This is a genomic window from Lachnotalea glycerini, from assembly GCF_003201285.1.
Taxonomy (GTDB): Bacteria; Bacillota; Clostridia; order Lachnospirales; family Lachnospiraceae; genus Lachnotalea; species Lachnotalea glycerini.
On sequence record NZ_QICS01000002.1, the window covers coordinates 292,484 to 312,831 of the forward strand.

General features: G+C 34.8%; 23 protein-coding genes. All 23 read left to right on the forward strand.

The window, feature by feature from the left end:
• The first annotated feature begins 7 nt into the window (after positions 1–7).
• The 23 genes from C8E03_RS05645 (at position 8) to C8E03_RS05755 (ending at position 20,342) form a co-directional block, all read left to right on the forward strand.
• Positions 8–274: an IreB family regulatory phosphoprotein gene (locus tag C8E03_RS05645; RefSeq protein WP_094379725.1), complete on the forward strand. Its 267-nt coding sequence runs from the start codon at positions 8–10 to the stop codon at positions 272–274.
• A gap of 7 nt (positions 275–281) precedes the next feature.
• The gene (gene ruvX, locus C8E03_RS05650; RefSeq protein WP_094379724.1) at positions 282–716 is read left to right on the forward strand and encodes a Holliday junction resolvase RuvX; all 435 of its coding nucleotides are present in this window, start codon (positions 282–284) and stop codon (positions 714–716) included.
• A 98-nt stretch (positions 717–814) separates the two neighbouring features.
• A complete protein-coding gene (locus tag C8E03_RS05655) occupies positions 815–1,069 on the forward strand; it encodes a DUF1292 domain-containing protein (RefSeq protein ID WP_094379722.1) in 255 nt (84 codons plus the stop codon).
• A gap of 63 nt (positions 1,070–1,132) precedes the next feature.
• Positions 1,133–1,591: a Fur family transcriptional regulator gene (locus C8E03_RS05660; RefSeq protein WP_094379720.1), complete on the forward strand. Its 459-nt coding sequence runs from the start codon at positions 1,133–1,135 to the stop codon at positions 1,589–1,591.
• A gap of 43 nt (positions 1,592–1,634) precedes the next feature.
• Entirely contained in the window at positions 1,635–3,299 is a 1,665-nt protein-coding gene (locus C8E03_RS05665) for a ribonuclease J (RefSeq protein WP_094379718.1), read from the forward strand.
• A gap of 9 nt (positions 3,300–3,308) precedes the next feature.
• Positions 3,309–3,644 carry a YlbF family regulator gene (locus C8E03_RS05670; RefSeq protein WP_147297419.1) on the forward strand — a complete coding sequence of 112 codons (336 nt, stop codon included), beginning with the start codon at positions 3,309–3,311 and terminating at the stop codon, positions 3,642–3,644.
• A 25-nt stretch (positions 3,645–3,669) separates the two neighbouring features.
• Positions 3,670–4,068 carry an endolytic transglycosylase MltG gene (locus C8E03_RS05675; protein WP_094379715.1) on the forward strand — a complete coding sequence of 133 codons (399 nt, stop codon included), beginning with the start codon at positions 3,670–3,672 and terminating at the stop codon, positions 4,066–4,068.
• 3 nt (positions 4,069–4,071) lie between these two features.
• Positions 4,072–4,719: an O-methyltransferase gene (locus C8E03_RS05680; protein WP_110290529.1), complete on the forward strand. Its 648-nt coding sequence runs from the start codon at positions 4,072–4,074 to the stop codon at positions 4,717–4,719.
• 11 nt (positions 4,720–4,730) lie between these two features.
• On the forward strand, positions 4,731–5,957 hold the full coding sequence (locus C8E03_RS05685; RefSeq protein ID WP_094379712.1) for a peptidase U32 family protein: 1,227 nt from the start codon (positions 4,731–4,733) through the stop codon (positions 5,955–5,957).
• Positions 5,958–6,114: 157 nt separating this feature from the next.
• The gene (sigK, locus tag C8E03_RS05690; protein WP_094379711.1) at positions 6,115–6,753 is read left to right on the forward strand and encodes an RNA polymerase sporulation sigma factor SigK; all 639 of its coding nucleotides are present in this window, start codon (positions 6,115–6,117) and stop codon (positions 6,751–6,753) included.
• A 99-nt stretch (positions 6,754–6,852) separates the two neighbouring features.
• Positions 6,853–8,388, forward strand: coding sequence for a YifB family Mg chelatase-like AAA ATPase (locus C8E03_RS05695; RefSeq protein ID WP_110290530.1), 1,536 nt, complete (start codon positions 6,853–6,855; stop codon positions 8,386–8,388).
• A 20-nt stretch (positions 8,389–8,408) separates the two neighbouring features.
• Positions 8,409–9,509, forward strand: coding sequence for a DNA-processing protein DprA (gene dprA, locus C8E03_RS05700; RefSeq protein WP_110290531.1), 1,101 nt, complete (start codon positions 8,409–8,411; stop codon positions 9,507–9,509).
• Positions 9,510–9,529: 20 nt separating this feature from the next.
• Positions 9,530–11,602 (forward strand): type I DNA topoisomerase, encoded by a 2,073-nt coding sequence (gene topA / locus C8E03_RS05705; protein WP_094379705.1) that lies wholly within the window; start codon positions 9,530–9,532, stop codon positions 11,600–11,602.
• 183 nt (positions 11,603–11,785) lie between these two features.
• Positions 11,786–12,574 (forward strand): GTP-sensing pleiotropic transcriptional regulator CodY, encoded by a 789-nt coding sequence (gene codY / locus C8E03_RS05710; protein ID WP_094379703.1) that lies wholly within the window; start codon positions 11,786–11,788, stop codon positions 12,572–12,574.
• Between the two features lie 514 nt (positions 12,575–13,088).
• Positions 13,089–13,478: a flagellar basal body rod protein FlgB gene (gene flgB / locus C8E03_RS05715; protein WP_094379701.1), complete on the forward strand. Its 390-nt coding sequence runs from the start codon at positions 13,089–13,091 to the stop codon at positions 13,476–13,478.
• A gap of 16 nt (positions 13,479–13,494) precedes the next feature.
• Positions 13,495–13,935: a flagellar basal body rod protein FlgC gene (flgC, locus tag C8E03_RS05720; protein ID WP_094379699.1), complete on the forward strand. Its 441-nt coding sequence runs from the start codon at positions 13,495–13,497 to the stop codon at positions 13,933–13,935.
• A 15-nt stretch (positions 13,936–13,950) separates the two neighbouring features.
• Complete coding sequence (gene fliE, locus C8E03_RS05725; protein WP_094379697.1) at positions 13,951–14,265, forward strand: flagellar hook-basal body complex protein FliE; 315 nt, start codon at positions 13,951–13,953, stop codon at positions 14,263–14,265.
• Positions 14,266–14,330: 65 nt separating this feature from the next.
• Positions 14,331–15,929 carry a flagellar M-ring protein FliF C-terminal domain-containing protein gene (locus C8E03_RS05730; RefSeq protein ID WP_094379695.1) on the forward strand — a complete coding sequence of 533 codons (1,599 nt, stop codon included), beginning with the start codon at positions 14,331–14,333 and terminating at the stop codon, positions 15,927–15,929.
• Positions 15,930–15,936: 7 nt separating this feature from the next.
• Positions 15,937–16,947: a flagellar motor switch protein FliG gene (gene fliG / locus C8E03_RS05735; protein ID WP_094379883.1), complete on the forward strand. Its 1,011-nt coding sequence runs from the start codon at positions 15,937–15,939 to the stop codon at positions 16,945–16,947.
• Positions 16,940–17,737 (forward strand): FliH/SctL family protein, encoded by a 798-nt coding sequence (locus tag C8E03_RS05740; RefSeq protein ID WP_094379693.1) that lies wholly within the window; start codon positions 16,940–16,942, stop codon positions 17,735–17,737. The genes fliG and C8E03_RS05740 overlap by 8 nt, the downstream gene beginning before the upstream one ends.
• Before the next feature lie 16 nt (positions 17,738–17,753).
• Positions 17,754–19,067 (forward strand): flagellar protein export ATPase FliI, encoded by a 1,314-nt coding sequence (fliI, locus tag C8E03_RS05745; protein ID WP_170122909.1) that lies wholly within the window; start codon positions 17,754–17,756, stop codon positions 19,065–19,067.
• An 11-nt stretch (positions 19,068–19,078) separates the two neighbouring features.
• Positions 19,079–19,522: a flagellar export protein FliJ gene (gene fliJ / locus C8E03_RS05750; RefSeq protein ID WP_094379691.1), complete on the forward strand. Its 444-nt coding sequence runs from the start codon at positions 19,079–19,081 to the stop codon at positions 19,520–19,522.
• Between the two features lie 16 nt (positions 19,523–19,538).
• Complete coding sequence (locus C8E03_RS05755) at positions 19,539–20,342, forward strand: MotE family protein (RefSeq protein WP_242993416.1); 804 nt, start codon at positions 19,539–19,541, stop codon at positions 20,340–20,342.
• Positions 20,343–20,348: the final 6 nt, after the last annotated feature.

Sequence of the window (20,348 nt, forward strand, 5' to 3'; positions counted from 1 at the left end):
TGGTAGTATGCAAAATATTAATAATACACAGTATTTCAAGGTACAGGCGGAACCGGTAGTACAGGTGAAGGAAGTTCTTAGTATAGTATATCAGGCATTAACTGAGAAAGGATACAACCCGGTTAATCAGATTGTCGGATATATTATGTCAGGAGATCCAACTTATATTACAAGTCATCGTAATGCCAGAAGTTTAATAATGAAAGTAGAGCGTGACGAGCTTGTTGAAGAGGTTTTAAAGGAATATATTAAGACAAATAATTGGGAAAAATAGGTGAAATATGCGAATAATGGGTTTGGATTATGGTTCTAAAACGGTTGGAGTCGCAATTAGTGATCCGTTGGGTTATACAGCTCAGGGAATTGAGATTGTGCGAAGAAAGTCAGAGAACAAATTGAGACAAACATTAGCACGTCTTGAACAGTTGATAGAAGAATATGAAATAGAGGAAATTGTATTAGGTTTACCAAAAAACATGAATAATACAATAGGAGATCGGGCAGAGCAATCATTATCATTTAAAGAAACACTTGTAAAGAGAACAGGATTACCAGTTACAATGTGGGATGAGCGGCTTACGACAGTAGAGGCTGATAAAACGATGATAGAGGGAGAAATAAGAAGAGAAGATCGTAAACTGTATGTGGATAAGCTTGCAGCAGTATTTATTTTACAAGGATATTTGGATTATTTGGCAAATAAAAGGCAGGAATAAGAGATGATTGCATTCTATTTGTATGATTATTGTACAAGCTTGATGATATCTGTACAATAACCAATGTGTGTAAAAGATACACACGAATGGAGGAAACAATGGAAAAGATTGAATTTAAGTTCGATGATGAAGTGGTTGAATTTTTTGTTATTGAGGAAACAAAGATTAATGGAATGAATTATATTCTAGTAACAGAACAAGAGGAAGGCGATGCAGAAGCCTTTATATTAAGAGATATATCTGATACAAAAGAGGAAGAAGCGATTTATGAAATTGTAGAAGATGATGAAGAATTAGAATGTGTTTCTAAAATTTTTTCGGAAATATTAGATGATATAGATTTAGAAAAATAGGTGAATACAGCCAATGGCTGAAACATAAATTGCATTTTATTCTAGTTATGAGAGGTGAAATTAATGTCGGTTGATAAGGATAGATTTAAGGAATTACTTAGAAAAAATGGTTTGAAGATAACAAATCAAAGAGTTCGCGTCCTTGAAGTACTATCTAATTCTCCTGACAAACATTTAACTGCAGAAGAGATATACGAGTTAATTAAAGTGGACTATCCAGAGATAGGATTGGCTACTGTATATAGAACAATACAGCTTTTATTAGAACTTAACTTAATTGATCGTATTAATTTGGATGACGGCTTTGTTCGATACGAAATAGGCAATCAGGATGATAATCCGGCAAAGCACCATCATCACCATTTGATATGTGTAAATTGTGGAAAGGTATTTTCCTTTGAAGATGATTTATTAGATGAGCTTGAAAAAAGAATCATGGATCATCTATCATTTAAGGTACTCGATCATGAAGTGAAGCTCTATGGTAAGTGTAAAGATTGTTCTGCAAAAGAAAAAGAATAAGAATAATGTGCGGAAATAAGAAAGAATAATGGAGGTAAATTTTTTGAAAAACATTAACAACTCAAAATTGAAAATCATTCCTTTAGGTGGATTAGAGCAAATAGGAATGAACATTACTGCCTTTGAATTTGAAGACAGTATTATTGTTGTGGACTGCGGTTTGTCATTTCCGGAGGATGATATGCTAGGTATTGATTTAGTGATACCAGATGTAACTTATCTTAAGGATAATATAGACAAGGTAAAGGGCTTTGTCATAACCCACGGACATGAAGATCATATCGGTGCTTTACCATATGTTTTAAAGGATGTAAATATTCCTATCTATGCAACTAAATTAACGATGGGAATTATAGAAAACAAATTAAAGGAACATAATCTTGTTAAGACTACAAGAAGAAAAGTCATTAAGCATGGTCAGTCAATTAACTTAGGAGCTTTTCGAATTGAGTTTATTAAGACGAATCATAGTATTGCAGATGCTTCTGCTTTTGCAATCTATTCGCCTGCAGGAACCATAGTTCATACCGGAGACTTTAAGGTGGATTATACGCCAGTATTTGGTGATACAATCGATTTACAGCGTTTTGGCGAAATAGGTAAAAAAGGTGTACTGGCATTGATGTGTGACAGCACGAATGCGGAAAGACCAGGTTTTACCATGTCTGAAAGAACGGTAGGTAAAACTTTTGATAATATATTTGCAGATAATAAAAATTCAAGAATTATAGTTGCTACTTTTGCGTCTAATGTAGACAGGGTGCAGCAAATTATCAATACTTCCTATAAATTTGGCCGTAAGGTTGTAGTTGAGGGAAGAAGTATGGTTAGTATTATCAGTATAGCAGCAGAGCTTGGCTATATTAATATTCCCGATAAGACGTTAATTGACATTGAACAATTGAAAAATTATCCGGATGAGCAAACGGTACTGATAACAACTGGCAGTCAAGGAGAGTCTATGGCAGCACTTTCCAGAATGGCAGCTCATATACACAAAAAAGTAACGATTAAGCCAGGAGACACTGTTATATTTAGCTCAAATCCGATACCGGGAAATGAAAAGGCGGTATCCAAAGTGATAAATGAATTATCAAGGACCGGAGCAAATGTCATTTTTCAGGACGCCCATGTATCTGGACATGCCTGCCAGGAAGAAATAAAACTAATTTATTCTCTTGTGAGACCGAAGTATTCCATACCGGTACATGGTGAATACAGGCATTTGAAAGCACAGGCTGAAGTAGCTAATAATATTGGGATTCCAAAGGAGAATATATTTATATTACAATCAGGCGATGTGTTGGAAGTATGCGAGGAATCTGCAGAGGTGACAGGTAAAGTTCCGACAGGAGCTATTTTAGTGGATGGATTAGGCGTTGGAGATGTAGGTAATATTGTATTAAGAGATAGACAGCATCTGGCTGAGGATGGTATATTAATTGTAGTTCTAACACTAGAAAAGTATAGCAATCAAGTATTAGCAGGACCTGATATTGTTTCGAGAGGCTTTGTATATGTCAGAGAGTCAGAAAGCTTGATGGATGAGGCTAGACAGGTGGTTGGGGACGCACTTCAAAGCTGTCTGGATAAAAATATATCAGATTGGGGTAAAATTAAAAATACAGTGAAAGATTCACTCAGTGATTATTTATGGAAAAAAACGAAAAGAAATCCAATGATTTTACCTATCATCATGGAAGTTTAGGTGATTGAAATGAGTAGTGTTTGGCAATGTACAGAGAGCCTGACAGAAGCAATTGCTCAAAGTGAAGAATATAAAGCGTATAATGAAGCCAGGGAAATCATTAGCAGCAATGTTGAATTAAGCATAAAATTGAATGAATACAGACTTCGAAGTTTTCATTTGCAAAATAGTGCAAGCAGTGAGGAATACCTTGACGAGCTTGATTTACTGGAACTTGAATATGTCCAGTTGAAAAAAGATCCGAAAGTGATAGCTTTCTTAGCAACTGAACTTAGGTTATGCAGAATGATACAAGAAATTAATACAGCGATAGCAAAGCTTATAGATTTGGAGTTAAAGCTTTGATTCGTTGGAGATAGGTGGTGGAAGGATGAGTGCAAAAAAACTAGCAGCAACAGTTATTAATGTATCGTTGGAAATAATTTTTGCAGCATTAGCCATTATTATTATTTATAATTGTGGAATAAAAGCATATTCATTTGGATTTTCTATCTTTGCAGATCAGGCCATAGCTTCTGATCCAGGAAGAGATGTTAATGTATCAATAGATGCGGATATGTCGACTTATGAAATTGGTCAGCTATTGGAAGAAAAAGGCTTAATTAAGGATGCTAAGCTATTTTATGTGCAAATGAAGCTTATGGCGGTAAGTGACGAGGTTAAGACGGGAAGATATACCCTGAATACCTCTATGTCTGCAGAGGATATGATAAACACCATAACGACGGATGAACAGGAAACGCAGCAAACAGAACAAGAAGAGGAGTAGTTTGTGATAGTAGATGACAGAATGAAAGCGTATATTAATTCACTAGACTCAGGAAATACGCCTTTGTTGGATAGGATAGAAGAGGAAGCGCTTGAAGAATTTATCCCAATTATTCGGAAAGAAACACAAAATCTTCTTAAAGTATTACTAAAGATCAAGCAGCCACTCAATATTTTAGAAGTTGGTACTGCAATTGGTTTTTCAGCTATTTTGATGGGAGAATACTCAAGTAAAGCTTGTAAAATTACGACTATTGAGAAGTATCACAAAAGGATTCCTATTGCAAAAGCTAATTTTATTCGTGCAAATATGCAGGATAAGATAAAATTATTAGAAGGTGATGCCTTAGAAATTATGTCGTCTTTGAATGAGCAATATGACTTTATCTTTATGGATGCGGCAAAGGCACAGTATATTAACTTTTTACCTCAGATAAGACGACTTTTGATAGATGATGGCGTTTTGATATCTGACAACGTAATGCAGGATGGAGATATTGTAGAATCACGCTATGCCGTGATAAGAAGAAATAGAACCATTCATAGTAGAATGCGTGATTATTTATATGAGCTTACGCATGCGAGAGATTTTATAACAACCGTTTTACCGATTGGAGACGGAGTAACTATAAGTGTGTTTAAAAGAAAGTAGTAGGAAGAACTATGAAATATCCAGAATTATTAGTGCCGGCCAGTAGCCTAGAAGTATTGAAAATTGCGGTTAAGTTTGGTGCAGATGCAGTGTATATAGGCGGTGAAGCATTTGGACTTAGAGCAAAGGCGAAGAACTTTTCTATGGAGGATATGAAAGACGGAATTGAGTTTGCTCATGCTCACAACGTTAAGGTATATGTTACTGCAAATATTATAGCTCATAATGCAGATTTGAAAGGAGTAGAAGAATACTTTAAAGAACTGCAAAAGTTGAAACCGGATGCATTGATTATATCAGATCCAGGTATTTTCACCATTGCAAAAGAGGTATTAGAGGATATTGAAATTCATATCAGCACGCAGGCTAATAATACAAATTACAGAACATATCAATTCTGGCATAAGCTTGGAGCGAAACGCGTAGTAAGTGCAAGAGAGTTGTCACTTCAAGAAATTAAAGAAATTCGTGCTAATATACCCAGAGATTTGGAAATAGAGAGCTTTATACATGGCGCAATGTGTATATCCTATTCAGGAAGATGTCTGCTGAGCAATTTCTTTACCGGACGTGATGCAAATCAGGGAGCATGCACACATCCATGCAGGTGGAAATATGCAGTTGTTGAGGAAAAACGTCCCGGTGAATATTTTCCGGTGTATGAAAATGATAGAGGAACCTATATTTTTAATTCAAAAGATTTGTGTATGATAGAGCACATTCCGGAAGTTTTGGATGCTGGAATTGACAGCTTGAAAATTGAAGGCCGAATGAAGACGGCATTATATGTGGCAACCGTTGCAAGAACCTATAGAAGAGCAATAAATGACTACTTGGAATCTCCTGAAAAATACAAAGAAAATCTTTCTTGGTATATGCAGGAGATAGGAAAGTGTACTTATCGAAAATTTACAACAGGTTTTTTCTTTGAAAAACCAAATGAAGAAACGCAGATTTATGATAATAATGTTTATATCAAGGAATATACGTATCTTGGAATTGTCGGAGAGCAAAATAAGGAAGGGCTATACCAAATAGAGCAGAGAAATAAATTTAGTGTAGGTCAGACAATAGAAGTAATGAAGCCAAAAGGAGATAACATTAAAGTAGTCGTAAAACGTATTGTAGATGAGAAAGGTACCGATATGGAAAGCGCGCCACATCCTAAGCAGGTACTATTTATAGATTTGGGTATTGATTTAGAAAAGTACGATATACTAAGAGTGAAAGAAGATTAAGAACAACAAGAAAAGGCAAGGAAAAGTGATTGCACATAAGCTATGATAAAATATTGTGCAGGTTAGCTTTTCCTTGCTTATTCTTCTTTTTTGTGGAAAGGCACAAAGTGTGAGAATGAAACATAGAATATAACAAATAGTGCTCGAGGTGCTTCAGTTGAGAACCTTTCCCATGCCATTAAACGCGGATGAAGAAAAACAGTATTTGGAAAGAGTCAAGGAAGGGGACATAGAGGCAAGAAATATTCTTATTGAGAGAAATTTACGTCTAGTTGCACATATTGTTAAAAAGTATAGCTTTATGGAAGAAGATATTGAAGATATGATCTCAATCGGTACTATAGGGCTAATAAAAGCTGTGTCGACCTTTGATAGCACGAAAGGTAACAGACTTGCCACATATGCTGCACGCTGCATTGATAATGAGCTCTTAATGCTTTTAAGAACAAAGAAAAAAACAGCCAAGGATGTTTCACTATATGAACCTATAGGAACTAGTAAAGAAGGAGATGAAATTAATCTCTTAGATGTGGTGGAAGGTAATTCGATTAGTATTTCAGACGAGGTGGATTTAAAGCAGGATATTGAAATTTTATATAAAGTAATCGAGAATTGTTTGAAGCCAAGGGAAAAATTAGTCATTGAATTAAGGTATGGTTTACACAATAGTAAAGATTATACACAGCATGAAATAGCTAATTATTTAGGAATATCCCGTTCATATGTATCAAGAATTGAAAAAAATGCTCTCAATCAAATAAAAAAAGCTTTTGAAAAATACAATTATATGCTATGATGCATATATAATTTAAAACCATCTTGGTTTTATGTCCAGAGTGTGGCAGTTCGTCACATAATTCCAAATATACAATTGAATAAGAGAGGAGAGTACAAAATGTTTAGCACGGTTTTGTCCGCTTGTATTACAGGTATAGACAGTAATTTAGTATGCGTAGAGGCAGATGTCAGTAATGGTATGCCTATGTTTGAAATGGTAGGTTATTTATCAGGAGAGGTAAAAGAAGCAAAAGAGAGAGTGAGGGCGGCCATCAGAAATTCAGGAATCAGTATGCCGCCTAAAAGAATTACAGTTAACTTATCCCCGGCTGATTTAAGAAAGGCGGGGTCTTTGTTTGATTTGCCAATAGCAGCCGCCTTATTGGCGGCACTGGATATCATAGATAAAGAAAATCTGAAAGAAACGTTAATTGTAGGAGAGCTGAGTTTGAATGGAGAAATCAGACCAGTAAAGGGGGTACTTCCTATGGCAATGGCTGTAGATTCTTATCAATGCAGGCGCTTTGTTTTACCAAAGGCAAATGCAAAAGAGGCGGCAGTCATTAATGGTATTGAAGTAATAGGAGTTGAAACGTTAAAAGAATTTATTCAGTTTATGAAGAACCAGATTCAAATAGATAAAGAAGCTATTAATATAGAAGAAATATTTTTTAATTATACGAATGAATTTAAAATTGATTTTTCAGAAGTAAATGGTCAAATATTGGCTAAAAGAGCAATAGAAATAGCATCAGCAGGATTGCACAATATTTTATTAATTGGTCCGCCTGGTTCTGGTAAAACGATGCTGGCAAAACGTATTCCAACAATTCTTCCACCAATTTCAATACCGGAAAGCTTAGAAATTACTAAAATCTGTAGTATCTCAGGTAATCTAAATCAAGAATTTCCACTTATATCAAATCGTCCCTTTCGTAATCCACACCACACAATTACCAAAACGGCTTTAATAGGAGGCAGCGCAGCTATTAAGCCAGGAGAAGTCAGTCTTTCCCACAGAGGAGTCTTATTTCTGGATGAACTGCCTGAGTTTAATAGAGCCGTTTTAGAGAGTATAAGACAGCCATTAGAAGACAGAGCAGTTAATATTTCAAGAGCTACTGCAAGCTATCGATTTCCATCAGATTTCATGCTTGTTGCGGCAATGAATCCATGTGCATGTGGCTATTATCCAGATTTAAATAAATGTCATTGTTCAGAAAATCAAGTTCAAAGATATCTTAATCGCATCAGCGGACCGTTGTTAGATCGAATTGATTTATGCGTTGAACTTGGACAGATGAAGTATGAGGAAATGCTGCCAAGGAATGAAAATGAAAGTTCTAAAGTAATACAGGAAAGAGTTATAAAGGCACATAAAATACAAGAAAGACGTTATCAAAAAAGTGATATATTTTTTAACTCTGATCTTACAGGAACACAAATAGCAAAATATTGTAAGCTTTCAAAGGAAATTCAAAAGTACATAGAAACAGTTTTTGATAAAATGGATATAAGTGCTCGCGTGTATCATAGAATATTAAAAGTGGCAAGAACGATAGCAGATTTAGAAGGGGCTGAAAATATAGAAAAGATTCATATCAGTGAAGCAATATGTTTTAAGACGCTAGATAAAAAGTATTGGAAAAGATAGTTAAAACAAAAGGAGAAATTATGACAGAGGAAGAAAGCTGGTTTTGGATATGCTCGATTCAAGGATTGTATCGCAATAAAATAAAAAATTTAATACAATACTATCATTCGCCAAAGAATGTATATAGTATGTCAGATTCACAAATAAAAAAGATAAGTTTACTTACAGAGAAAGAAAAAAACAGCATAATAGTAAGTAAGCATCCTGGGGAACTCAAGATTAAATTTGATAAGCTCAAAGAAGCAAATATTGAATTTATTAGTTGTATGAGTTCAAAATTCCCTAGAAAATTAGCAGAAATACCGGATGCCCCTTGTTGTTTGTATGTAAAGGGTAAAATTCCGGAAGAAAAGCCATCCGTAGCCATTATTGGAGCCAGAAATTGCAGTAATTATGGAAAAGAAATTGCAATTGAATATGCGAAAGAGTTAGCGGCAAACGGTGTTCAAATTATAAGCGGATTAGCAAGGGGAATTGATAGTTATGGACATGAGGGAGCGCTGACAGCGAATGGACAAACATTTGCAGTGCTGGGGTGCGGAGTAAATATTTGTTATCCAAAGGAAAATTATCCATTGTATGTTAATATATTAAAAAGTGGGGGCGTCATTTCGGAATATCCCATGAATACACAACCTCGTTCCATGCTATTTCCTGAAAGAAATAGAATTATAAGTGGATTAGCAGATATAATAATAGTGGTAGAAGCAAGGCATAGAAGTGGTTCACTCATTACATCTGATCTTGCTTTAGAACAAGGAAAAGACATATTTGCGGTACCAGGACGTATCACAGATAGCTTAAGCAGCGGCTGTAACAGATTGATAAGTCAAGGTGCAGCAATTGTAAATTCACCAAAAGAAATTATGGATGAATTGGGGGTAAAATATGTTCAAAATAAAAAGTTATTAAAAAAATGCAATAATTTACTTGAAAGAAAAGAAAATATGGTGTATAGTTGTCTAGATTTACAACCCAAAAGTCTGGAAGAAATTTTAAGCAATGTCGATTTGAAAAATTCAGAGATTATGGTTACATTAGTGGACTTAGAGTTAAAGGGGTTAATAAAAGAAACATCGAAAAATTATTATGTGAGAATAAATATTGAAAACCATAAGTAAGCTAATGGAGGAAGTATATTATGGCTAAGTATTTGGTTATTGTGGAATCACCTGCGAAGGTGAAAACAATAAAGAAATTTTTAGGGTCAAATTATCAGGTGGCAGCATCTAACGGTCACGTAAGAGATTTACCAAAAAGTCAGTTAGGAATTGACGTTGAAAATGGTTTTGAACCTAAATATATTACAATTCGTGGAAAAGGAGATATATTAGCTAATCTTAGAAAAGAAGCTAAGAAAGCGGATAAAGTTTATCTTGCAACTGACCCTGACCGAGAAGGGGAAGCTATCTCATGGCATCTATCCAAGGCTTTAAAATTATCAGAAGATAAGATGTATCGAATCAGCTTTAATGAGATTACACAAAATGCTGTGAAAGCATCCATCAAAGAAGCACGGGATATTGACATGGATTTAGTGGATGCCCAACAGGCCAGAAGGATGCTTGATAGAATAGTAGGTTATCGTATCAGTCCTCTTTTGTGGGCAAAAGTAAAGAGAGGTTTAAGCGCGGGAAGAGTTCAATCAGTAGCTCTTAGAATTATTTGTGATAGAGACGAGGAGATTAATGCCTTTATACCGGAAGAATATTGGTCGCTAGAGGCAGATTTGAAAGTTAAAGGTGAAAAAAAGCCGTTGACAGCAAAATTCTATGGCAACAAAAATGGCAAGATAAACATTAATTCTAAGGAAGAATTAGACCAGATTTTAAAAAAATTAGAAGATGCAGATTTCAAAATAGCTAATATAAAAAAAGGGGAAAGAATTAAGAAAGCACCGTTGCCATTTACGACAAGTACCTTGCAGCAGGAAGCATCAAAAAAACTTAATTTTTCTACTCAAAAAACAATGCGTTTGGCGCAGCAGCTTTATGAAGGTATTGATATCAAAGGAAGTGGTACTGTTGGTATAATTACATACCTACGTACTGATTCTACGAGAATAGCAGACGAAGCAGACTACGCTGCCAGAGAATTTATAAAAAAGAATTATGGCAATGAGTATGTAGCAGAAGAGGAAAAAGTCTTAAAAAAAGGAAAGAAAATCCAAGATGCCCATGAGGCGATAAGACCAACGGATATAGTAAGACTTCCAATTGAGATTAAGGACTCTTTATCAAGAGATCAGTTTAGACTATATCAGTTAATTTGGAAACGATTTGCAGCAAGCAGAATGCAGTCAGCAAGGTATGAGACAATAACTATTAAAATAGAAGGAAATGATTACGTTTTTATTGTTTCAACTTCAAAAGTAGCCTTTGACGGGTTTATGTCAGTGTATATTCAAGAAGATGATGAGAAGGAAGACACCAATGTATTATTGGGTAATATCGACGAAAACTCGTCATTAAAGCTGAATGAATTTAACAGCAAGCAGCATTTTACTCAGCCACCAGCTCATTACACAGAGGCAGCTCTTGTTAAAACCTTGGAAGAATTGGGAATTGGAAGACCAAGTACGTATTCTCCGACTATAACGACAATTATTGCAAGACGGTATGTAGCAAAAGAAAATAAAAATCTTTATGTTACAGAACTTGGGGAAATAGTAAATTCAATTATGAAAACTGCATTTCCAAGCATTGTAGATGTTAATTTTACGGCTAATCTGGAAATGCTGTTAGATAAAGTCGAAGAAGGAAGTGTGAATTGGAAAACAGTAATCAGCAACTTTTATCCAGACTTAAATGAAGCAGTTCTAATAGCAGAAAAGCAATTAGGGGAATATAAAATAGAAGATGAAGTTACCGATGTCATATGTGAGGAATGTGGAAGAAATATGGTTATTAAATATGGTCCACATGGCAGATTCTTGGCTTGTCCAGGCTTCCCAGAATGTAGAAATACAAAACCATACTTGGAAAAAATTGGAGTAAAGTGTCCAAAATGTGGGAAAGATATTGTGCTTCGTAAAACAAAAAAGGGACGTAAGTATTATGGTTGTGAAGATAATCCGAATTGTGACTTTATGACATGGCAGAAGCCATCTGAGACCAGGTGTAAAGAATGTGGCGGCGTTATGGTAGAAAAAGGAGCTAAATTAGTGTGCCTGAATGAAAAATGTGGATATATTCAAGATAAAGGGAAAGAATAGTAAAAGAGTAATAAGTAATAAATTAAAAGAACAATACGAAACTTTAATGATGAGGATTGCTTTTGTATAATGTGTGTGATAAAATAACAAATAAACAAGAATTGAATAATAATTAGTGACAATTGAATAAGATATAAATTTATTTTATTGCTTATAATTTTAACGTAAAGGAGGTATGGAGAAATGAGCGTACAATTATTGGACAAGACAAGAAAAATAAACAAACTTTTACACAATAACAGTACTTCTAAGGTAGTTTTTAATGACATTTGCAGCGTTTTGACAGACATTTTGAAATCAAATATTTTGGTAATTAGTAAAAAGGGGAAAGTATTAGGAATTAGTATTTGTGATGGCGTTGATGAAATTAAGGAGTTAATTGAAGACGAAGTAGGTGGATATATTGATCCACTTTTAAATGAAAGATTACTTGGTATTCTTTCGACAAAAGAAAATGTTAACTTGGAAACTTTGGGGTTTGTATTTGATGGTGTAAAAAAGTACGAAGCAATCATAACGCCTATAGACATTGCTGGGGAGCGCTTAGGAACATTATTTATTTATAAAAGTGATGCTAGCTATGAAATCGACGATATTATTTTAAGTGAATATGGCACAACAGTTGTTGGACTTGAAATGATGCGGTCAGTAAATGAAGAGAATGCGGAAGAGACAAGAAAGGTACAAATTGTTAAATCAGCAATCAGTACATTATCATTTTCTGAATTAGAAGCAATAACTCATATTTTTGATGAGCTTGAAGGAAAAGAAGGAATATTAGTAGCAAGTAAAATTGCGGACAGAGTTGGTATAACGCGATCTGTTATTGTAAATGCACTAAGAAAATTTGAAAGTGCAGGGGTAATAGAATCACGGTCGTCGGGAATGAAGGGTACTTACATTAAGGTTTTAAATGATGTTATCTTTGACGAACTAGAGGAAATTAGAAAAAGTAAAATGCAGAAAGCGTAGTAAATAGTAGATAATCTCTGCTATAATGTAATAAAAGCCGGTTCAGATGAATTATAATCTGTATCGGCTTTTGATATGTTTTGTTTATCATTGTATGGAGTTTTTGCTATTTACTTTAGGATTTGGTAAAATTATGCATTGATAAATTATTATTACGAAATACTTTCAAATTATTGATTATTGACGATAAAAATATACAACTATTTAAAATTTGAAATAAAATAATTCAATATATAAATGTTGTAAAGCCTTGTAAATACTGCATTTTATTTTGAAATTATCAAATAATAATAATATTTACAAAAAGTTTATCATTCTTTATAATTAGTTAATAAATACAAAAAATTACCAAAAATGTTGGTACTTAAGTCACGAAAAGTGACAGAAAAGCACAATTATTTTTGGAAAACCTTAAAAAATTTACAATTTTCACTTGTATTATTCGCAGGATATTTTATAATGAAGTAAGATTGTGATTAGTATGTGTTGAATAAATATAGGAGGAGTGAAATAAATGATAGGTTCGGATGCATTTAATTATGTTAACATATTAGATAAGGCGGCGGACGCTGCCTGGACTCGTAATGATGTGATTTCTAATAATTTAGCTAACATTGATACACCAAATTATAAGAGACAGGACGTTAAATTTGAGGATATATTAGAAAGGCAGCTTAGGGGAGCCAATAGTACAACTTTAGACAATAAAGTGGCGGGCGTATCTACTAAGAATTTAGAGGCACAGATATATACAGATTCACCAGGTTATTCTTACAGAGTCGATGGTAATAATGTCGATGAAAGTACTGAAAATGTTGAATTAGCTGCTAATGAATTGAAATACAGGATGTTAACGGATAGTATAGATAATGAATTTAAAATGCTGCAATCAGTAATGAAATAATTAGGGGGAAAATAATATGTCTATTTTTAGTTCATTTGATATTAATGCTTCAGGAATGACAGCGGAAAGACTTAGGTTAGATGTCATATCTCAAAATATTGCAAATTCTAGTACGACAAGAACAGAAGACGGTACACCTTATAGAAGAAAAGTGGTTACTTTTTCACAGAAGAGTAATACTGCATTTGCAAATATTTTATCTAATGCTCACAGTAGTTATACCGGCACGGGTGTAAAGGTGAGTTCTATAACAGAAGATACTTCAACGGATTTTGTAAAAAAATATGATCCATCACATCCGGATGCAGATGAGGACGGCTATGTATCGTATCCTAATGTTAATACAGTAACCGAAATGACAAATATGATAGATGCAAGCAGGGCTTATGAGGCTAATGTAACAGCATTTAGCACAAGCAAGAATATCGCATTAAAAGGACTTGAGATTGGAAAATAGGGAGGATAGATAGCAATGAACGATATATCAGCATTAAGTAATATTGGCTCAGAATATATAAAGAATGCTGCACTTAACAGTGCTACTTTAAATACAGATGATCAGAGCTTTGGTACATATTTACAGTCGGCAGTAGATTTGGTAAATGAAACCAATCAGTTACAATTAGATTATAAAAAAGAGGAGCTTAATGTAGCACTTGGGTATAGTGATAATACACATGATTTATCCATTGCAGAAAGTAAAGCAGCTACAGCATTGCAGTATACGGTTGCAATTAGGGATAAGTTCCTGGATGCATACAAAGAGATTATGAATATACAGATTTAACAATTGATATAAGTGATATTTTTGTAAGCAAGAATTTGTATATAATAAGGGTTAGGAGATAACTGATGGAAGAAAGACTGAAGAGTATACCGAGCAGATTAATGGCATTTTGGAATAAGTATACTACTAGACAGAAAGCTACAATTATTAGTGTTAGTGCTATAGTGGTATTTACTTTAATAATTTTGGGGTTTGTACTTTCCAGACCAAAGATGGTTACTTTGATTACATGCGAATCAACTAAAGAGTCATCGGAAGTGAAATCGATTCTGGAGAGTGAAGACATATCTATGAATGTATCGGATGATGGTCTGGTAATTTCTGTTAATAAAAAGGACTTAGCGAATGCTACTATTGCATTGGGCAAAAATAGTATACCAGCGGATGGTTATGGCATTGATGATGCATTAAGTGGAGGATTTAGTACTACAGAAGCAGATAAAGAAAAAAAATATAAGCTGTACTTGGAATCTAAATTAGAAGATACACTTAAAACAATGGATGGTGTCAAGGATGCATCAGTAAGCCTATCCATTCCAGATCAGGATGGAACGATTATATCACAGGAATTAGATACATATGCAAGTGTATTGTTGACACTTGATGGAACTTTGTCAGATGAAGCACCTACGGTAATGGCAAAATATGTTGCTACCGCAGTGGGAAATAAGACAACAGATAGTGTTGTTGTAATAGATGCAAATGGTAACCTGCTTTTTTCTGGAGAGGATAATTCAACTACAGTAGGAAATGCAAGTAATCAATTTGCTGTAAAAAGTCAGGCAGAATCCCTGTTAAAGAAGCAAGTAAAAGATGTAATGCTTGGAACCAATGTATATGACAATATTGAAGTGGCTCCAAATCTTAATATAAGCTTTGATGTTGTAAACCAGACAGAACATTCCTATACACCGGCAGATGGACAAGAACAAGGCTTATTAAGTCATGAAGAATTATACGAAAATGAGACAACTGGTGGTACTTCGGGAGTTCCGGGAACGGATTCGAATAGCAGTACAACATATGTAATTGAGGACAATGCAACTTCCTCAAGTACTACTACACAAACCTCGAAGGATTATACACCAAATGAGAAAATTACAGATACACAGTTTGCTCCTGGTGGTGTCAATTATGATTCATCATCGATTTCAATAGTTGCAACTAATTATGTAGTTTATAATGAGGATGATTTAAAGGCACAAGGGAAGCTTAACGATATGACCTTTGCTGAATATGCGGCAGCAAATGATGTAAAAACAAAGACTACAGTGGATCAGGACTTTTATACTATGGTATCCAGAGCAACGGGAATAGCAGAAAGTAATATTTCTATTGTCGCATATGATGTTCCTTTTTTTCAAGAATCAAATGGATTGGGCAGAACCTGGTCAGATTACCTTATGATAGCGATGATAGTTTTGATATTGGCTTTACTAGGTTTTGTTATATTTAGAAGTACTAGACCGATTGAGGTACTTGAGACGGAACCGGAATTGTCTGTGGAGGCATTACTGGCATCAACGAAGGAAGCTTCGCCACTTGATAACATTGATTTCAATGAGAAATCTGATGCTAGAAAGCTAATTGAAAAATTTGTTGATGAAAATCCGGAAGCAGTTGCACAACTGTTAAGAAATTGGTTAAATGAAGATTGGGAGTGATAAGGGTATGGCTAAAACAGAAGAATTAAGTGGATTGGAAAAGGCAGCAATACTTTTGATTGCTCTTGGACCTGAAAAATCTTCGACTATATTTAAGCATTTAAAAGAAGATGAAATAGAAGAATTAACATTGGAAATAGCAAACACAAGGAGTATTTCACCGGCAATTAAAGAGAAGGTTATAGATGAATTTTATGAGATTTGTCTTGCACAGCAGTATATTGCAGAAGGTGGTATTGGATACGCTAAGGAGTTACTTGAAAAAGCACTTGGTACAGAAAAAGCAGTTGATGTTATCAGTAAACTTACTGCTTCATTACAGGTTAGACCTTTTGAATTTGTTAAAAGGGCAGATGCATCTCAGCTGCTTAACTTTATACAGGATGAACATCCTCAGACCATTGCTTTGATTTTGTCTTATTTATCTGCAAGTCAAGCTTCGGCAGTAATAGGTTCATTGGCACCTGACAAGCAGGCTGATGTTGCGAAGCGCATAGCGCAAATGGATCGAACTTCACCGGATGTTATTAAAGAGGTGGAACGTGTATTAGAAAGAAAGCTAGCTTCATTGGTAAATCAGGACTACACGATAGTAGGCGGTGTGGATGCTATTGTTGAAATATTGAACACTGTGGATAGAGGAACTGAAAAACACATTATGGAAACTCTTGAAATTGATGAACCAGAATTGGCAGATGAAATCAGAAAGAAAATGTTTGTATTTGAAGATATTCTTTCACTGGATGACAGAGCAATTCAAAGAGTACTTCGAGATGTTGATAACAATGACCTTGCAATTGCTCTTAAAGGGGCAAACGAGGAGGTTCAAAATGCTATATTTAATAATTTATCAAAACGTTTGTCCGCTATGATAAAAGAGGATATGGAATTTATGGGACCTGTACGTATGAAGGATGTTGAAGAAGCACAGCAAAAGATTGTAAATATTATTAGAAAACTTGAAGATTCCGCAGAAATTGTTATTTCTCGAGGCGGAGGTGACGAGATAGTTGTCTAATTTGTTTAAATATCACATGGTACAATGTGATGCTGACAAAAAAGTAATTGATTATAATGATTTGATTGCTGAGAAACTTAGCAAGCTGCAAAATAATTCAGAACATTCAAACGATGAAAAAAATGGTGTAGATGAAGCAGGATTTAAGGCAGGCCTATTAGCTAGAGAAGTTGAAATAAATGAAGAAACAGGGTCTTTGGAGCCAGAAATAACGCCGGAAGAAATATTGAAGAATGCAAATGAAGAGGCAAGTCAAATCTTAGAAGAAGCCAAGAAGCAGGCAGAGGAACTGAAACAACAAGCCTATCAGGAAAGCAGTAAGCAAGGTTATGATGATGGTTATAAACAATCTATGTCAGACTTAGATCAAGAAAAGGATAAGCTTGAGGCACAAAGAAAGAAGCTTACGAATGAATACAATGAACAATTAAAGGAAATGGAGCCTTTATTAGTGGATGCCATTACAACTATAGTACAAAATGTTTTCAAGGTAAAATTTGAAGATAACAGAAACATGATTGTTCATTTACTAAAAATTGCACTGAGCCAAATAGATGGCAGTAAAGAATTTTATGTAAAGGTTTCTAAAACAGACTATCCGTTTGTTTTGAAATATAAAGAGGTTTTAGAGAAAACAGTAGTAAAAGCGGCTAGTATTGAAATAATGGAAGACATTACACTGTCAAAGAACCAATGTTTAATTGAGACAGATGGTGGAGTATTTGATTGCAGCTTGGATGTGCAATTAGATAATTTGGTAAAAACATTAAAAATATTATCACGTAGCTAAAAGGTGGGACAGTTTATTGGCATCGATAAATTTAAAAAAATACTACAATTTAACAGAAAACACGTTTTACAAAAAACTTGGACGAGTAGTCAAAATCGTTGGATTGACAATCGAATCGGTAGGACCTGACGCTAAGCTTAATGATTTATGCAAAATAATAGCGGATGGGGAAAAAGATAAATACATACTTGCAGAGGTTGTGGGATTTAAGGATAAAAAAATACTTTTGATGCCCTTTGAAAACGTAGAAGGAATCGGACAGGGGTGCATGGTTGAAAATATTGGACATCCATTGTCGGTACCTGTTGGAAAAGAACTGTTAGGAAAGACTCTGGACGGTCTTGGAAGACCTGTAAACGCATCTGCGATTTATTCTGATGTTACATATCCGGTTGAAGCGATGCCACCAGATCCTATGGATAGAAAAATCATTAGTGAGGTACTTCCTTTAGGGGTTAAGGCTGTAGATGGATTAATTACAGTTGGAAAAGGTCAAAGAATTGGAATATTTGCAGGAAGTGGTGTTGGTAAAAGTACGTTACTTGGAATGTTTGCAAGGAACACAAAAGCTGATATTAATGTAATCGCCCTAATAGGAGAACGAGGAAGAGAAGTTCGGGAATTTATTGAACGTGATTTAGGCGAAGAAGGCCTAAGGCGTTCTGTAGTAGTAGTAGCCACATCTGATAAACCGGCGTTAATAAGAAATAAAGCAGCTAAGACAGCCACAGCGATAGCTGAATATTTTAGAGATCAGGGTAAGGATGTATTACTTATGATGGATTCTCTGACACGTTTTTCGATGGCACAAAGAGAAATCGGGCTTGCCTCTGGCGAACCACCTGTAACAAGAGGATATCCGCCAAGTGTATATGCCGAAATGCCTAAATTGTTGGAACGAGCAGGAAACTCTGATATTGGTTCTATTACGGGCTTATACACTGTATTGGTTGATGGTGATGATTTTAATGAGCCGATTACAGATACAGCTAGAAGTATTTTGGATGGACATATTATGCTATCCAGAAAGCTGGTACATAAAAACCACTATCCGGCAATTGATGTACTTCAAAGTATATCCCGTGTTATGACACAAATAGCAAACAGTGAACATAAAATGGTTGCCGGTAAACTGAAGAATGTTTTAGCTACATATAATGAGGCGGAAGATTTAATTAATATTGGAGCCTACAAAAACGGATCCAATAAGAATATAGACTATGCGATTGGCAAGATAGATGCAGTGAATGCATTTTTGATGCAGGATATTGATTCAAAATATAATTTTGATGAAATATTAGACATGTTAAACGGTATCTTTGCAGAATAATAGGTGAACATATGGCAAAATTTATGTATAAAATGCAAAATATTTTAGAAATAAAATATAAATTGGAAAATCAGGCAAAAACGAATTATGCAAATGCAAGAGCCAAGCTCAATGAGGAGCAGGCTAAGCTTAGAGCGTTGCTTGAAAAACAGATGTGCTATGAAAATAAGATGCGTTCACTTATGAGTTCAAGACTTGATATTATAGAAATTAAGGTATGTAAATCTGCAATTGAAAAAACCAAAAGTGATATAAAGCATCAAATTCTACAAACTTCGGTTGCGGAACGCAATTTGGAACAGGCAAGAATAAAGCTTTACGAAGTTATGAATGACAGAAAAATTCATGAAAAGTTGAAAGAGAATGCTTTTGAGGACTTTATGAAAGAGCTTAATGCCCAGGAGAGTAAAGAAATAGATGAATTAGTAAGCTATACCTATGGTAAGGCTAGATAGATTGGTGGGTGAAAACGTGGCAAAGGAAAAGAAAGAAAAGCTAAGCAGAAAAGAAAAAAAAGAAGCAAAAAAGAGAGCCAAAGAGCAGGGAATAGCTGATTTAGAAAAAGAAGAGGCTACAGGCGGAAAAGTCGGAGTGGCAGTAGTAACAATATTTATCATTGCTGTATGGCTTGGTATTTTCGCATTGCTGATTAAATGGGATGTTGGCGGCTTTGGTTCTACGGTTTTATATCCTTTACTCAAGGATGTACCTGTAGTTAGCGCTATATTGCCGGATACTAATACACAGGATTTGGCAGCGGACGGTGATTATCCATATGATACGCTGGCAGAAGCAGTAGAACAGATTAAGAGCTTAGAACTACAACTGAAAACGGCACAGGATCAAATTGCAAGTAATGATGAGACAGTTGCTCAATTAAATGAAGAAATCGATAAATTGAAAGTATTTGAACAACAACAGACAGAATATGAACAGTTGAAAGCTAAATTTGACGAAGATATTGTTTTTAACGATAATGCTCCGGATGTGTCAGAATACAAAACGTACTATGAGAGTATCTCACCGGATAATGCAGAATTATTATATAAACAAGTTGTGCAACAGATTGAATATTCAGATGAAGTAAAGGATTATGCAAAAGCTTACGGTAAAATGAAGCCTGCGCAGGCAGCTGGAATTTTTGAAAAAATGACAGATAATTTAGAACTGGTAGCAGAAATTCTGGAAAATATGAGTACAGAAGCCAGAGGAGATATTCTTGGTGCAATGGACCCTACAGTAGCAGCGAAGGTCACTAAAATTATGGCACCTTAGAATAGA

Bases quoted from the DNA above. Each gene is read 5' to 3' on its own strand.
- C8E03_RS05645 (WP_094379725.1), top strand. From the start codon at position 8: ATGCAAAATATTAATAATACACAGTATTTCAAGGTACAGGCGGAACCG.
- dprA (WP_110290531.1), top strand. From the start codon at position 8,409: ATGACAGAGGAAGAAAGCTGGTTTTGGATATGCTCGATTCAAGGATTG.
- C8E03_RS05675 (WP_094379715.1), top strand. From the start codon at position 3,670: ATGAGTGCAAAAAAACTAGCAGCAACAGTTATTAATGTATCGTTGGAA.
- fliG (WP_094379883.1), top strand. From the start codon at position 15,937: ATGGCTAAAACAGAAGAATTAAGTGGATTGGAAAAGGCAGCAATACTT.
- C8E03_RS05685 (WP_094379712.1), top strand. From the start codon at position 4,731: ATGAAATATCCAGAATTATTAGTGCCGGCCAGTAGCCTAGAAGTATTG.
- codY (WP_094379703.1), top strand. From the start codon at position 11,786: ATGAGCGTACAATTATTGGACAAGACAAGAAAAATAAACAAACTTTTA.
- C8E03_RS05670 (WP_147297419.1), top strand. From the start codon at position 3,309: ATGAGTAGTGTTTGGCAATGTACAGAGAGCCTGACAGAAGCAATTGCT.
- fliJ (WP_094379691.1), top strand. From the start codon at position 19,079: ATGGCAAAATTTATGTATAAAATGCAAAATATTTTAGAAATAAAATAT.
- flgB (WP_094379701.1), top strand. From the start codon at position 13,089: ATGATAGGTTCGGATGCATTTAATTATGTTAACATATTAGATAAGGCG.
- ruvX (WP_094379724.1), top strand. From the start codon at position 282: ATGCGAATAATGGGTTTGGATTATGGTTCTAAAACGGTTGGAGTCGCA.
- fliE (WP_094379697.1), top strand. From the start codon at position 13,951: ATGAACGATATATCAGCATTAAGTAATATTGGCTCAGAATATATAAAG.
- topA (WP_094379705.1), top strand. From the start codon at position 9,530: ATGGCTAAGTATTTGGTTATTGTGGAATCACCTGCGAAGGTGAAAACA.
- C8E03_RS05730 (WP_094379695.1), top strand. From the start codon at position 14,331: ATGGAAGAAAGACTGAAGAGTATACCGAGCAGATTAATGGCATTTTGG.
- flgC (WP_094379699.1), top strand. From the start codon at position 13,495: ATGTCTATTTTTAGTTCATTTGATATTAATGCTTCAGGAATGACAGCG.
- C8E03_RS05655 (WP_094379722.1), top strand. From the start codon at position 815: ATGGAAAAGATTGAATTTAAGTTCGATGATGAAGTGGTTGAATTTTTT.
- C8E03_RS05695 (WP_110290530.1), top strand. From the start codon at position 6,853: ATGTTTAGCACGGTTTTGTCCGCTTGTATTACAGGTATAGACAGTAAT.
- C8E03_RS05660 (WP_094379720.1), top strand. From the start codon at position 1,133: ATGTCGGTTGATAAGGATAGATTTAAGGAATTACTTAGAAAAAATGGT.